This is a genomic window from Metabacillus crassostreae, assembly GCF_016908395.1.
GTDB lineage: Bacteria > Bacillota > Bacilli > Bacillales > Bacillaceae > Metabacillus > Metabacillus crassostreae.
This window is the reverse complement of sequence record NZ_JAFBDU010000010.1, coordinates 84,986-99,586: the sequence shown is the minus strand read 5'-3', so window position 1 is coordinate 99,586 and position 14,601 is coordinate 84,986. Positions and strand designations below refer to the sequence as shown.

At 32.6% G+C, this 14,601-nt stretch carries 15 protein-coding genes and 1 riboswitch; all 15 genes read left to right on the top strand.

Annotated features, from left to right (window positions below):
- The first annotated feature begins 7 nt into the window (after positions 1 to 7).
- Positions 8 to 1,567: a flagellar hook-associated protein FlgK gene (gene flgK, locus JOC75_RS20955; protein WP_204955920.1), complete on the top strand. Its 1,560-nt coding sequence runs from the start codon at positions 8 to 10 to the stop codon at positions 1,565 to 1,567.
- Between the two features lie 10 nt (positions 1,568 to 1,577).
- Positions 1,578 to 2,459 carry a flagellar hook-associated protein FlgL gene (gene flgL, locus JOC75_RS20950; protein WP_204955919.1) on the top strand — a complete coding sequence of 294 codons (882 nt, stop codon included), beginning with the start codon at positions 1,578 to 1,580 and terminating at the stop codon, positions 2,457 to 2,459.
- 69 nt (positions 2,460 to 2,528) lie between these two features.
- On the top strand, positions 2,529 to 3,104 hold the full coding sequence (locus tag JOC75_RS20945) for a DUF6470 family protein (protein WP_204955918.1): 576 nt from the start codon (positions 2,529 to 2,531) through the stop codon (positions 3,102 to 3,104).
- On the top strand, positions 3,101 to 3,538 hold the full coding sequence (fliW, locus tag JOC75_RS20940) for a flagellar assembly protein FliW (protein ID WP_204955917.1): 438 nt from the start codon (positions 3,101 to 3,103) through the stop codon (positions 3,536 to 3,538). The genes JOC75_RS20945 and fliW overlap by 4 nt, the downstream gene beginning before the upstream one ends.
- 11 nt (positions 3,539 to 3,549) lie before the next feature.
- Positions 3,550 to 3,780 (top strand): carbon storage regulator CsrA, encoded by a 231-nt coding sequence (csrA, locus tag JOC75_RS20935; RefSeq protein WP_204955916.1) that lies wholly within the window; start codon positions 3,550 to 3,552, stop codon positions 3,778 to 3,780.
- Positions 3,781 to 3,842: 62 nt separating this feature from the next.
- A protein-coding gene (locus tag JOC75_RS20930) for an IS3 family transposase (protein WP_204955915.1) occupies positions 3,843 to 5,197 on the top strand; the annotation gives its coding sequence in 2 pieces (ribosomal slippage) (positions 3,843 to 4,296 and positions 4,296 to 5,197; 1,356 coding nt in all).
- Positions 5,198 to 5,400: 203 nt separating this feature from the next.
- Complete coding sequence (locus tag JOC75_RS20925; RefSeq protein WP_204955914.1) at positions 5,401 to 6,219, top strand: flagellin N-terminal helical domain-containing protein; 819 nt, start codon at positions 5,401 to 5,403, stop codon at positions 6,217 to 6,219.
- Positions 6,220 to 6,291: 72 nt separating this feature from the next.
- Entirely contained in the window at positions 6,292 to 8,058 is a 1,767-nt protein-coding gene (locus JOC75_RS20920) for a motility associated factor glycosyltransferase family protein (RefSeq protein WP_204955913.1), read from the top strand.
- Positions 8,059 to 8,074: 16 nt separating this feature from the next.
- Positions 8,075 to 8,437, top strand: a complete 363-nt coding sequence (locus JOC75_RS20915; RefSeq protein WP_204955912.1) for a DUF8042 domain-containing protein — start codon at positions 8,075 to 8,077, stop codon at positions 8,435 to 8,437.
- A gap of 126 nt (positions 8,438 to 8,563) precedes the next feature.
- Positions 8,564 to 9,688, top strand: coding sequence for a motility associated factor glycosyltransferase family protein (locus JOC75_RS20910; RefSeq protein ID WP_204955911.1), 1,125 nt, complete (start codon positions 8,564 to 8,566; stop codon positions 9,686 to 9,688).
- A gap of 28 nt (positions 9,689 to 9,716) precedes the next feature.
- Positions 9,717 to 11,324 carry a CgeB family protein gene (locus JOC75_RS20905; RefSeq protein ID WP_204955910.1) on the top strand — a complete coding sequence of 536 codons (1,608 nt, stop codon included), beginning with the start codon at positions 9,717 to 9,719 and terminating at the stop codon, positions 11,322 to 11,324.
- Between the two features lie 172 nt (positions 11,325 to 11,496).
- Positions 11,497 to 11,853, top strand: coding sequence for a flagellar protein FlaG (gene flaG / locus JOC75_RS20900; RefSeq protein WP_204955909.1), 357 nt, complete (start codon positions 11,497 to 11,499; stop codon positions 11,851 to 11,853).
- 12 nt (positions 11,854 to 11,865) lie between these two features.
- On the top strand, positions 11,866 to 13,338 hold the full coding sequence (locus JOC75_RS20895) for a flagellar hook-associated protein 2 (protein ID WP_204955908.1): 1,473 nt from the start codon (positions 11,866 to 11,868) through the stop codon (positions 13,336 to 13,338).
- Between the two features lie 16 nt (positions 13,339 to 13,354).
- Positions 13,355 to 13,756, top strand: coding sequence for a flagellar export chaperone FliS (gene fliS / locus JOC75_RS20890; RefSeq protein ID WP_204955907.1), 402 nt, complete (start codon positions 13,355 to 13,357; stop codon positions 13,754 to 13,756).
- On the top strand, positions 13,756 to 14,109 hold the full coding sequence (fliT, locus tag JOC75_RS20885) for a flagellar protein FliT (protein WP_204955906.1): 354 nt from the start codon (positions 13,756 to 13,758) through the stop codon (positions 14,107 to 14,109). The genes fliS and fliT overlap by 1 nt, the downstream gene beginning before the upstream one ends.
- A gap of 384 nt (positions 14,110 to 14,493) precedes the next feature.
- Positions 14,494 to 14,587, top strand: a riboswitch (cyclic di-GMP riboswitch).
- The last annotated feature ends 14 nt before the right edge of the window (positions 14,588 to 14,601 follow it).

Genomic DNA, 14,601 nt, shown 5'->3' with positions numbered 1-14,601 from the left:
AAAAACGATGACATCAACATTTTATGGATTAGAAACTGCAAAGCGTGGAATGTTTACTCAACAAAGTGCTTTAAGTACAACAGCACACAATGTTGCTAATGCAAATACAGCAGGTTATACACGTCAACGTGTAAATTTTGTTCCAACAGAGCCATATCCGCCAGTATCAAAAAACAGCCCGAATATTCCTGGGCAATTAGGGACAGGGGTAAAAGCTGGGACTGTAGAGCGAGTGAGAGAGGGCTTTTTAGATATTCAGTATCGAAATGAAAATAATAAGCTAGGATACTGGGATAATCGTGCAAATGCTTTAGAAAAGATGGAAGAAATTATGAACGAACCATCTGATACAGGGTTATCTATTACGATGGATCGCTTCTGGCAATCACTACAGGATTTAGCTTTAGATCCGACAAACGCTGGGGCACGTTCGGTAGTGCGTGAGCGTGGAGTTGCGTTAGCTGACACGTTCAACTATTTATCTACTTCTTTACAGTCCGTTCAAGGTGATCTGAAAAATGAGTTGGATATTTCAGTTAAGGAAATTAACTCTCTTGGTACACAAATTAGTAATATTAATAAGCAAATTTCAGAAATTGAGCCACATGGCTATTTACCAAATGACTTGTATGATGAACGTGATCGTTTAATTGATCAGCTTTCTTCATTAGCAAATATCAAAGTGACAAATACTGCATCAGGTGGTAATGCAATAGCTATTGCAGAAGGCTCTGTCACAATAGAACTAGTAGATGATAATGGTAAATCTCTTGGTACACTAGTAGATGGGAGTTATAAACGAGCGAATGAATTTAAAATAGGTTATAACGCAGATAATGGATTGGTAGAGTCTGTAATCTTAGGCTCTACAAAGATGGATGTTTTAAAGTTTAACAGTACTGGAAAAATTAGTAGCTTAATAGATTCTTACGGATATACGTATGAAAGCAATAACACTGTGTTTGAAAAAGGGCTTTTTCCTGACATGGTTGGAAAGCTAGACACAATGGCATTTGAATTTGCAAAGCAATTCAATGATACACATCGTGAAGGCTGGAGTATAGAGGATTACAACAATGGAGCACAAACACCTGTTGATTTCTTTTCATTTGGAGGGACAACATTAACAGATACTAAGGGTGCTTCATTATTACTTCAAGTGTCACAAGATATCATCAACTCAACTGACCATATCGCGGCAGCGTATCCTAATTCAACAGGTAATGTGACAATAGGTAATAGTGCTAATGCGATTCGCTTAGCAGAAGTGAAAAATAGTACAGTCCGAATTGGGAATGACACAACTACATTCCAAAATTACTATGAAGGTATTATTGGTGGGATGGCAGTGGATGCTCAGGAAGCAGAACGTTTGACAACAAACAGCCAAACGTTAAAAGACTCTGTTGATACTCGAAGACAATCAATTAGTGCTGTGTCATTAGACGAAGAAATGACAAACATGATTCAATTTCAGCATGCATACAACGCATCAGCTCGGATGATCACGATGCAGGATGAAATATTAGATCGTATTATAAATGGAATGGGATTATCAGGAAGGTAGGTAAGTTGATATGCGCGTTACTCAAAGTATGCTAGCAGCAAATTCATTACGAAATTTAAGTAAAAGTTACTCTGATATGGGTAAATACCAAGAACAGTTAGCAACAGGTAAGAAAATTAACCGACCTTCTGATGATCCTGTTGTGGCGATTAAAGGAATGTTTTATCGAACGAATTTGACTGAAGTCGAACAGTATAAGCGAAATTTAAATGAGGCATATCAGTGGATGGAAAGTTCTGAGCAGGGGATAGAGCATGCTACAGAGGTGACCCAAAGGATTCGAGAGTTGTTGGTTCAGGGAAATAATGGAACGAACAGTTCAGATGACTTAAAAGCCATTGCAGCTGAAATTGGTCAATTAAAAGAAGACTTAGCTGGAGTGGCAAATACTCAGGTTGCAGGAAGATACATTTTTAATGGAACAAAAACAGATGAAAAACCTATTACTGTAAATGGTGATGGTAGTCTAACATTTGATATGAATACTGAACCCTTCAATGTAGAAGTTTCAAAAGGAGTTCAATTAAAAGTGAACATAAATGCTACTAATGTTTTTGGTAGTGATTTTTTTAACACACTTGATTCAATTGAAGCATCATTGAAAAATGGCGATATGTCAAATGGTGGACAATTATTAAGTGACTTAGACAGTCAATTTAATACTATGTTAGCAGAGCGTTCTGAGATTGGAGCTAGATATAATCGTTTAGAAATGATTGATGCAAGAATACAGGACCAGGAAATTATTGCGAATCGAATTCTTTCTGAGAATGAGGATGCTGATATAGAAAGAGTCATTACTGAGCTTACAATTCAAGAAAGTATACACAGAGCTTCTTTAGCGGTAGGCTCAAAGGTTATTCAACCTACATTAATTGATTTTCTTCGTTAATATAAAAAATTTTTTATTGGGTCTGACACAAACTTTGGAGTCAGGCCTTTTTTATAGGAGTGACTAATAGTGAATATTCCACAAATCCGTTTACAGAGTATATTTGCACAAATTGGCATTCATACTAATCATGCTAAGCTGCAAATTGATCAAGAACCTGCAGATCTCTCAATTCAACAACCAAGAGCAGACATAAGTATAGAAACAAAACCATCACGTTTAACAATAGATCAGACTGAAGCTAGAGCTGATATGGATTTAAAAAGTATCGGGAGAAGAATAGAGGAAGCTGCTCAGCTTGGGAAGAGTAATTGGTTAGAAGGAATTACAAGAAGGATAAGAGAAGGCCAACAATTGATGAAAATTGAAAATGGAGGTAATCCAATAGCTGAAATCTCTAAGCATAATAGTCGTGAATATTATCCACCAGTAAATATAAAATTTATTCCTTCTGCTGGTAGTGTGAAAATTAACTACGAGCCGGCTAAAGTAAATATAGATGTGCGACCTAATAAGCCAATTATTGATGTAGGAGTTAATGAACCAATTATGGAATACCTTCCGGGTAACGTAGATATTACATTAGAGAGAAGAAATGAGTTGGAAATTGATTTTGAACCAGCCTTGAAGGAGGTAAAAGGATGAATGTAGAAACAAAGTATCATGGTGTTATTGAAGTGCTAGAAAAAGAAATCATCCATTTTCAAAGTGGCATCCCAGGATTTCAAGGTGAAAAGTCTTTTGTGCTGCTTCAATTGGAAGAGGATTCACCTTTTTGGATTCTCCAATCAATGACTACATCACAATTAGGATTTGTTACAGTAGAGCCTTTTCAATATTTCACAACATATGAATTTGAAATATCGGAAAATGATAGAAGTAATTTAAGTCTTAAATCAGAAAAGGATGTAGCTATTTGGGTATTCCTTACAATAAAGGAACCTTTCATAGAATCGACCGCTAATTTACAAGCTCCAATTATAATTAACAGTAATAATCGACAAGCGAAGCAAATTATTTTGAATGATTCAAATTATAAAACTCGGGAACGGTTATTTCCAGAAGAAATAGAGAAGTAGGAGGTGGATGTATGCTAGTTTTGGCTAGAAAACAAGGGGAGTCTATACAAATTGGAGAAAATATCGAGATAACAATTTTATCAATTCAGGGTGATCAGATTAAATTAGGAATTAAAGCTCCAAAAGAAATTGAGGTTCATCGCAAAGAAATTTATTTATCAATTCAGGAATCGAATAACGAGGCAGCAACCACCTTACCAAACATTTTAGATATCCTTAAAACAAACATTCCAAAACCTTAAGAGAAAATGAACTGCACCCCAATTGTTAGACACCATCTAACAATCGGAGGTGCAGTTTTTCTATGGCTAAATTTTCTACAGAAGATAAATTACAAGCAGTTCAACGTTATTTAAATGGAAATGAGAGTTCCTATGAATTAGCTAAGTCTTTCGGAACTGATAATAAAGCCATTCTTAAATGGGTCAAACAATATGAACACAATGGTGTAGAAGCATTCGTAAAATTATATACAAATTACACCCAACAGTTTAAACTAGACGTACTAAATTATATGATTGAACACGGTACGTCCATAATGGAAACAGCGGCCATCTTTAATATAGCTGCTCCATCCACAATTCTTGTTTGGAAAAAGCAATTTGAAACACAAGGATTAGATGCCCTTCAATCAAAGAAAAAGGGGCGTCCATCCATGAAAAAAGATGCGAAGAAACAAACAAAATCTAAACCACTAGAAGGGTCAGACGAGGCACTAGAAGCACGTATTAAACAACTTGAAATGGAAAACGAGTATTTAAAAAAGTTGAATGCCTTAGTTCAAAACAAGAAAAAATCACCAAACAGGACAAAACGCAAGTAGTCTATGAATTAAGGCATAAATATCCGGTGAAAGCACTAGTAAAACTCGCTGGCATTCCACATAGCACTTACTATGACTTAGTGGAACGTATGAATCGTCCAGATCCAGATTCCGATCTAAAAGTGGAAATAAAGGCAATTTATGAAGAACATGAAGGGCGTTATGGCTATCGCCGTATTCGTGATGAACTTGCGAACCGTGGTCAAAAAGTGAATCACAAGAAGGTACAACGGATTATGAAAGAACTAGGGTTAAAGTGTATCGTACGAATGAAAAAATATAAATCTTATAAAGGTTCGGTCGGTAAAATTGCGCCGAATATTTTAAATCGCCACTTTACGGCAAATACCCCAAATGAAAAATGGGTAACTGACATTACAGAATTTAAAATATCTGGTGAGAAACTTTATTTATCGCCTGTCTTAGATTTATTTAATGGGGAGATAATCTCATACACAATTGGTTCTAGACCAACCTATTCTCTTGTTTCAGATATGTTAAAGAAGGCTTTCAAACGTTTACCTGATATCCACCAGCTACTTATGCATTCCGATCAAGGCTGCCATTATCAAATGAAGAAGTATCGTCAGGCACTTGAATCAAGAGGGATTGTTCAAAGTATGTCCCGTAAAGGAAACTGTTACGACAACTCTGTTATGGAGAACTTCTTTGGAATTATGAAATCTGAGTTCCTCTACATAAAAGAATTCGAAAGTGTAGAGCATTTTAAAATAGAATTAGAAAAATACATCGATTATTACAATACAAAGAGAATAAAGGCAAAATTAAAAATGAGCCCGGTGCAATACCGAACTCATTTTACCCAAGTTGCCTAAAGAAATAACCGTGTCTAACTTTAAGGGGTCACTTCAAAAACTTAAGGTTTTTTTTATTTTTCTACAAAAAACACTAAACTGGTTGAAGATCCTGTCGATATATATAGTAAGAGGTTGAACAAATGGCGGCCGACATGAGGGATACCTTAATTAGATGATTCACAAGGATGTGAATCACACACATTCAAGGAGGAAATAATAAAATGAGAATTAATCACAATATCGCAGCTTTAAACACGTACCGTCAATTAAACAGTGCTACTAATGCACAAGGTAAATCAATGGAAAAATTATCATCTGGACTTCGTATCAATCGCGCTGGTGACGATGCTGCAGGTCTTTCAATTTCTGAAAAAATGCGTGGTCAAATTCGCGGATTAGAACAAGCATCTCGTAACGCACAAGATGGTATTTCTTTCATTCAAACTGCTGAAGGTGCATTAAATGAAACGCATGATATCCTACAACGTATGCGTGAATTAGCGGTACAAGCTTCAAATGATACTAATGTAACTGCTGACCGAGTGGCTATATCTGATGAACTTACTCAATTAAACAGTGAGATTACTCGTATTGCAAACGAAACAGAATTCAATACTCAAAAGTTAATTAGTAGTATTGGAGGAAGTTACCAGTTCCAAGTAGGTGCTAATTCAGGTCAAGTCATTGCACTTACTATGACAACAATGACTGCAACTGCGTTAGGGTTAAGTGCTGGTGCAATTACAGTTACAAGTAACGGTTCAGCAAATACTGCTATTACAAACATTAATGATGCTATTGAAACAGTATCTACAATGCGTTCTAAATTAGGATCTGTTCAAAATCGTTTAGAGCACACTATTAACAACCTTAATACTGGTGCAGAAAACTTAACTGCTGCAGAATCACGTATCCGTGATGTAGATATGGCGAAAGAAATGATGGGACAAACAAAGAATTCTATTCTTTCTCAAGCAGCTCAAGCAATGCTTGCTCAAGCTAACCAACAACCACAAGGTGTTTTACAACTTCTTCGTTAATTGATTACGATAACTTTAATATTAAAGGCAACCAAAAAATTTGGTTGCCTTTTTTAAAAGGGGTATTTAAAAATGTTTAATGAAAATATAGAGAACAATTTTAATATAGAAATTGAGGAAAGTAAGTCTGAAAATGTAAAAACAATTAAAATTATGAATTATTACTTGCATAGTAAATATAAGCCTTTACTTGAAGCGGAAAAAATAGCTAATTCTTCTTATAAGAAAAATCATTTGCATATCTTATTTGGATTTGGTTTAGGTTATATAGCTAATGCAATGTTAGAAAAAATAAGTGATACTGATAGGCTCCTTATTGTAGAGCCGAGTTTGAAATTGTTTAAAATTGTAGGGCAAAACAGTGAGAATAACGAATTATTCAAAGACAAAAGAGTGGAGATGTTTCTAGGGACTGACACATCCTTATTGGAGTATAAACTTAACTTATATTTTCAAGAGTATATGGGAAGATTTACGATTATACAATCACCTAATTACCAGAAAATATATCCTGATTTTTTTAGGGATGTACTAAAAATATCTAAAGAGAAATTAATGATGGAAGTTATTAACAACAACACAAGGCAAATGTTTTCGTTACAATGGCAAGAAAATTATATTTCTAATTTATACACAGCTTTTACTGCTTATAATATTGAAGAAATAAAAGGGAGGTTAACTTGCCCGATTGTCATTGCCTCAGGAGGTCCTTCTTTAACAAAACAACTCCCATTACTAAAAAAGCTAAAGAATAAAGCTCTAATAATTTGCGCTGGTTCAACTGTAAATTCTTTACTAAAGGAAGAGATATATCCTAATCTGGTGGTTACAGTTGATGGTGGTATTGCAAACTATAAACATTTTGAGAAAATTAAAATAGATAATATTCCCCTGGTTTATCCTTTGATCGTTCATAAAGATATACCATCGAATCACAAAGGGAAACATGTTGTTTTTAATATTAGTGATGTAACAGTAATGAATAAACTTACGAATGATCTATTATCAACTGAACTTGGGATTGTTCAAACAGGACATTCTGTTGCAAATTTTTGTTTCAATATTGCTCTTCAAATTACAAGTGGACCAATCTGTTTAATTGGTCAAGATTTAGCATATACAAATAAACAAACACACGCGTTAGGAAACCAAGGGTTTACTATAGTAGATGAAACAAAAGAGAAACAAAGAAACATGTTCTATGAAGAAGGTTATTACGGGGAAGATGTTCTTACAGACTTTATATTTCTGGGCATGAAAAGTGGCTTTGAATACCAAATGAGTAAATTAATTGAAAAAGGTAATTCACGTGCTATATTTAATTGTACAGAGGGTGGACTTAGAATCAAAGGTTTTAAACAAATACCCTTTTCAGAGTTTTGTGAGAGTTATTGTAAAATTGAGTATAGTGACGAAATAGTTTCATTATTGCCTAATAAGGAAAATAGTGTTAATTGGGACGAATTTTATCAGAGATTATCTGATTTGAAAAATGAATATAATGACGTAGTTAAATTAGCTAGTGGATCATTAGAAGTCTTGGAAGAAGTCGAGAATAATAATTATTTATTTGATCAGGAAAGTATCAGTAAACTAGATGAATTCGATTTAGAGTTAAGACGTATATTAGAAAATGAATTTATTTTTTATATATTAAGACCAGTGTTGTTCAAACTCCAACATAGTCATTTAGAGATAGAGAATGAAAATGAAGATGAAATGAATGAGAGAATATATAACAAATCCTTAATATTATATAAAGGAATAAAAGAGGCATCAGTTCAAGGGATAGAATGGATCACAATTTTACTTGAAAAAGTGGAAAAACATATTATATAAAGAACGAGGTACAGTTATGGAAAACAAACAACTTGTGCAAGAAACAATACAAAGTTTAACTGAATTTTTACCAAAGATTGCTGAAGTATGTATTTTAATCTCAGAGGATTTAAGAGTTGATAAAGAAAGTGAAGCCCTAAGTAATATTAACGAATTTATTGATGCCATGGAATGGACTACTCAGGCAATAAATGGAATTATTTCCTTAGGTTATAACTTAGATATTAACACTAATGAATTAAATGATTTCTTAAAAGAAGCTCAAGAAGGATTAGAAGTGCATGACTATGTATTAGTTGCTGATATGTTTGAATATGAGTTTGCTCCTAATATAGAGAAGTGGATAAATAAAGTGAAAGAATCGAGCTCTGAAAACTAAATGAAATGGGAATTAATTGAGACTAAGACAGTACCCTCACTGATAGTAGTAGGAGAGAGCAATAAAAAATATTATTTGCATAGTAAGTACAACCCTTTAAAGGAGGCGGACTCCTGGGTAAGTAATTTGCAAATAAATAAAGAAAGTGCTGATATAATAGTTGTTGGTATTGGGTTGGGATATCATGTGTTGAAGCTAGCTGATAAATATCCCAACCATACAATACATGTCTTTGAGTTGAATCTATTATATATGCAATGGTTAATAGAAAAAAACTTACACATTATTATGAAAAACAAAAACAATATAATAATTAATCAAATACAAGATGTTTCTTTTCTTTTAAAAATACTTTCAGAAAAGATAAATGATTCACAAGGGAATTTTTTCATTTATAAACCTTCATTAGAATTAATCCCAAACAAAGATCTACGAATCACCTTGGAATCATTCCTCATGAAAAAGAGAACTATTAATGATCAAGGAGATTCATTAACAATTAATTTCAACTTGAATATTCAGTTAAGAGATAAGTCATTCAGCCAGTTTTATGAACATTACAATAATTATTCAACGATTCTAGTATCTGCAGGTCCATCCCTAGCTAAGCAACTACCTCTATTGAAAAAAGCTTCTTTATGTAAGAATGTCGTAATTGCATGTGTAGGAACAGCTCTAATACCTTTAGTTAAAGCAGGGATAAAGCCGAACTTAATAATGATTTCAGATCCAAAAGAACTTATTAACGAACAATTTGAGGGATTAAGAGATCTTGATATTCCTTTATTTTACTTAAGTACTGCGAACCATTTAGCAGTTAAACAGTATAATGGACCAAGGTTTATAGTTTGGCAAAGTGGTTTTGAAAAAGCTGAATATCTCGCTGAAAAAACAAAGTCTCCACTTATAAAAACTGGAGGTTCTGTTGCTACCTGTCTGTTAGATTTATTAATCAAATTAGGCTCGAAGAAAATAATGCTTGTTGGGCAAGACCTGGCCTTCACAAATAATAGCTCACACACAAAAAACGCACATTCTCAAACCAGTATTAAAAACAAAATAAATCTAATAGAAATAAAAGGTTATTTCCAAAATGAAACAGTATTAACATCTCTTAACCTATATACTTATTTAAAGTGGTTTGAAAGGTATGTTATGGAATATAATGATATACAATTTTGGAATTGTACTGAAGGTGGAGCTTATATTCAAGGATGGAAGCATAAGCCACTTCGTGAGTTACTAAAGTGAATCCAATTTAATTGGAGTGAAAATATAGATGAAGAAAGATAACCTCATTTTAGAAATATCTAAAAAAGGTAATTATACATGTAAATATCAAATTGAAGGCGTATGGAAATATTTGTATTCTAGATATGAACCAGAAAAGTTTACAAATCAGTTCATTATAAAACAGAATGCAGAATTTATCGTTGTTTTGGGTTTAGGGTTGGGGTATGAATTAAGAGAGATATATAATCAGACAAATAAACCTATTTATTTAATAGAACAAGATAGAAGCTTTTACGAAACTATTCAAGAAATCTTTCCTGGTAGTATTGAAGAGATGTCGAATGTTTCTCTTTTTTTCAATGAAGAATATAAGAAGATGGAAATTGATATAAATGATGTTCAAATTATTATTAATAATAATTTAATTCAATGTAATATTGAGTTTTATAAAAATGTGATTAGTTATATACATTCAGGAAGTGGTAAAACTGAGAGTAAGCTTATTTGTATGGTCGATCATCCTACTATACTAGATGATTGCATGGAGGCATTTCAAGAAATAGGTTACTCGGTAGTGAAATTAAATTGGGAAAATGAAAGTATAATGTTAAAAAAAATTGCAGCTATCGACCCAACTTATTTATTTACAATTAACTTTAGTGAAAAGGTTTCCAATATAAGCAAAACACTCCATATTCCATACATTTCTTGGACAGTTGATACACCAGCATATTCACTATATAATTCTAAAAATTTATATAATAATCTAACATATTACTTTATATATGACCAAGAGGTAGTCTCTGATCTAAAGAAACAGGGATTGAAGAGAGCGTATTATCTCCCAGTTGCAGCAAATGTTAAAAGACTCTCAAGTATAGAGGTTTCTGCAAGCGATTATACAAAATATTCTTCCCAGGTAACTTTTGTAGGTTCAAGTGGAGCGAAGAACGAATTTCTGGAAAGTATTTCCCCAAAAATACCTTTAAATCTAAGGAATAAAATAAATGAAATAGTACAAAAACAATTTTCTGAAGATCTATATATATTGAAGGATTTAGTGGATGTAGATTTGGTTAGAGAGATACAGTTTCATTCGAATTATAGTATAAATAACTTGCATCATTCTTTACTTTCCAAAGAAGACAAGCTAGCCTTTTTATTAGGCAGGTATCAGTCCTATCTAGAAAGAACCCAGATAATTAATCAAATAGCTAAGACCTTTAAAGTTAATATATATGGTGACAATAGTTGGGATTTAACTGATGATAAATTATTTGGAACATATAACGGTTTTGCAGAACACTTTATAGAAATGCCTAAAATTTTTAAGGTGACAAAAATAAATTTGAATATTACAAGGAAATTTGTCACATCAGGATTACCTATGAGGATATTTGATGTTTTAGGTTCTGGAGGATTCTTAGTTACTAACTATAAATCTGATATTACGAAATTGTTTAAAGATGGAAGTGATTTAGTTGTTTACCGTGATCTACAAGATTTGATGGATATAATCAGATATTACCTTGAGAATGAAGAAGAACGAGATAGAATTAGAATGCAAGGATATGAAGCAATGAAGAAAGAACACACATATATAAAGAGAATAACAAAAATGATGGATATAATAAATGGATTCAAAAATGAATAAATATAAAATTTCTCATAAATTCTTATTGATGTCGTTAGTGTAATTTTTATTCAAAGCTATTAATTTATCCATTCCAATATTTCATGGTCTATAAATAATTAGTCCTTTACTAAACTATGCAACGAAAATGCCGATAGAATAAATAGATATAGAAAATTAGAGGAGTGTTAAGATGTCTGTTAATAAAATAGCTACACAATCTACTCTTCACAACCTAGATATAAACACCCAGAAGATTATTCCGAAACAAGAGGTTTTAGGTGATAATTTAGAGAAAATACACAAGGCAGATAATGAAGTACTTACAAGAGAAGAAATTGGATTTATGATAAATAGTATCAATGCTTTTCTAAAACCTTCTAATACACATATTAAATTTGAACTACATGAAGAATTAAACGAATACTATGTAAAAGTAGTAGATGATTATACTAAAGAAGTAATTAGAGAAATACCTTCAAAGAAATGGTTGGACATTTATGCCTCAATGACTGAATTTTTAGGGCTTATTATTGATAAAAAGATATAAGGGTGATGAAAAATGGCTATACGTATAGGTGGACTAGCTAGTGGAATGGATACGGATCAAATTGTTACTGATTTGATGAAGGCAGAGCGTATTCCTTTAAATAAACTAACACAAAAAAAACAAATATTGGAATGGCAACGAGAAGAATTTCGAGAAATGAATAAGCTATTAAATGATTTTGATCAGTTTATTTATGGAAATATGACTCTTCAAAAAGATCTTCTTAAGAAGAAAGTGACTAGCTCTGATACAAGTGCGGTTACTGCAGTTGCAAATTCATCTGCAGCTAATATAGATACTAGAATTGAAGTAACACAAATAGCTAAATCAACAAATTGGATATCTACTGGATCTACGACTTTCACAGGTGGTGTTCCACGTACGTTAGACTTATCAGTAACTAATGGGGATGGAACAACCTCTAATAATATACAGATAGTAATTGAAGAAACTGATACTTTAGAGAATGTGATATCAAAACTTTCTAATAATAAAGATTTGGGGATTTCTGTATTCAGAGATTCGTATACAGGTCAAGTAGTTATTACAAAGAAAGAAACAGGAGAGAAAGCAGCAATTACTCTAAACAACACAGATTCCACTGAAATATTTAAATCCTTAGGATTCACGGATGCTGCTGTTGGTAGTAATTTAACAGTAGGTAGCGGGACGCAAGGGAAAGATTCAATATTTTCAATAAACGGACTAACTACTTCACGGACAACAAATACATTTGTAGTTGATAATGTGACATATACCCTTCACAAAGATAATTCTGCAGCTAATGTATCACTTTCTAATGATACAGATAATATGGTAGATAAGGTTGTACAATTTGTAAATAAATATAATGAACTTATTGAAAAGGTTAATGGGAAAATGAATGAAGAGAAATACAGAAGCTATCAACCATTAACAGATACAGAAAAAGAGACTATGACTGAAAAACAGATAGAATTATGGGAAGAACGAGCTAAAAGTGGTCTTATTAAAAACGATTCTATTCTTTCAAGTGCATTAACAAAGATGCGTACTGACTTATATAATCCAAATAACTCCAATGTGAATTTTAAGCAATTAGCACAAATTGGTATAACAACTTCTAGCAATTATTTAGATAAAGGAAAACTATTAATTAATGAAACAAAATTAAGAGATGCAATAGCTAAAGATCCGACTGAAATTTTTCAATTATTTAACTCTAGCGGTTCAACTACTGAAAGTGTTGGACTGGCAAAGCGTATTCGTGAAACAATCAGTACTACAATTAAGAGTATTGAAAAAAAAGCTGGAAAAACCACATCTACGAATCAACAATTTACTATCGGAAGAAATTTAACGAATTTAAATAAACAAATTAATCGTTTTGAAGATCGATTAATTAAAGTTGAAGACCGTTATTGGTCTCAGTTCTCTGCGATGGAGCAGGCAATTCAAAAGTCCAATTCACAAATGTCCTATCTAATGCAGCAATTCTCATCTTAATAAAAGGAGCTTAATTATGGCAATGAATAATCCATATACAGCGTATCAACAAAATTCTGTTAATACAGCATCCCCAGGAGAGGTAACTTTAATGTTATATAATGGATGTCTGAAATTCATCAAACAAGCTATTGAAGATATCGAACATAAAGAATATGAAGCTAAAAATACAAATATCCAAAAAGCGCAAAAAATCATTTCAGAGCTGATGGTCACATTAAATATGGATCTAGAAATATCAAAGAATATGATGATTATGTATGAGTACGTAAATCATCGTTTAACAGAAGCTAATATTAATAATGAAGTATTAATTTTAAAAGAAATTGAAGGCATCGTTATAGAGTTTCGAGATACATGGAAGCAAGTTATTCAAATCACGCGTCAACAGCAGTATGGGCAAGGTGGACAAGCATAGTGCGTGCCATTGAAAAGGTCCATGATGTGACTGAACAACTTTTTCAACTAGTATCAAAGTCAGTACCAAAGGAAGAAAGAGATGAACAAGTGAAGAAGATAACGACCTTATTGGATATGAGGGAGCAAGATCTCAAAAATGTTCAGCCTCCTTTCTCGCAGATTGACTCTCAATTGTTCCAACAGATTGTTGATTGGAATAGAATAATAACGAATAAACTCTCTGAGACTAAAAAAGAAATTCAGTTAGATATGTTGGAATTAAAAAAGAAAAAATCATCCAACCAGCAATATGTAAATCCATTTGAAGATGTCTCATCCTCAGACGGGATGTTTTACGATAAACGAAAATAGAGAACGGGAAGATATCTTAAAGAATATGTTATCAAGATCAATTTAGTGATTATATTACACATTCATTAAACTCGTCTACTGACGAGTTTTTTAACCTTACTTTAATGTAGAATATAAAAAGATTCATAACATTTATTTTTGCCGATATGACAAAGTCGTTATTAGCCGTTGATGTTAAGAGGAAGGCAATGAAAATGATCTTCCCTTAGCAATCATCTGTTTCACATAACAATATCGCTTAGTGAAGCTAATATCAAAAATGACAGGGGTAAGCGTTATTTACCAACAAAACTATAAAGAAGCAAATTTTTTCTGTAATAGTCATTAAGAACTATTTTAATTTAGGATAAAAGTATTATAATAATGATATGCTATTAAACTACCAAGTGAAAAAGGCAAACCTTCGGAAACGCTGGGACGCAAAGCTAAGGGCCTTCCTCATGAACTAATAATTCATGAATGGCAGCCGGTTGCCACAAGGAATCATAGTCT

Coding starts and splice junctions, on each gene's coding strand:
- JOC75_RS20920 (WP_204955913.1), top strand. CDS start 6,292: ATGTTTAATGAAAATATAGAGAACAATTTTAATATAGAAATTGAGGAA.
- JOC75_RS20905 (WP_204955910.1), top strand. CDS start 9,717: ATGAAGAAAGATAACCTCATTTTAGAAATATCTAAAAAAGGTAATTAT.
- JOC75_RS20925 (WP_204955914.1), top strand. CDS start 5,401: ATGAGAATTAATCACAATATCGCAGCTTTAAACACGTACCGTCAATTA.
- flgK (WP_204955920.1), top strand. CDS start 8: ATGACATCAACATTTTATGGATTAGAAACTGCAAAGCGTGGAATGTTT.
- JOC75_RS20895 (WP_204955908.1), top strand. CDS start 11,866: ATGGCTATACGTATAGGTGGACTAGCTAGTGGAATGGATACGGATCAA.
- flgL (WP_204955919.1), top strand. CDS start 1,578: ATGCGCGTTACTCAAAGTATGCTAGCAGCAAATTCATTACGAAATTTA.
- fliW (WP_204955917.1), top strand. CDS start 3,101: ATGAATGTAGAAACAAAGTATCATGGTGTTATTGAAGTGCTAGAAAAA.
- flaG (WP_204955909.1), top strand. CDS start 11,497: ATGTCTGTTAATAAAATAGCTACACAATCTACTCTTCACAACCTAGAT.
- csrA (WP_204955916.1), top strand. CDS start 3,550: ATGCTAGTTTTGGCTAGAAAACAAGGGGAGTCTATACAAATTGGAGAA.
- JOC75_RS20915 (WP_204955912.1), top strand. CDS start 8,075: ATGGAAAACAAACAACTTGTGCAAGAAACAATACAAAGTTTAACTGAA.
- fliS (WP_204955907.1), top strand. CDS start 13,355: ATGGCAATGAATAATCCATATACAGCGTATCAACAAAATTCTGTTAAT.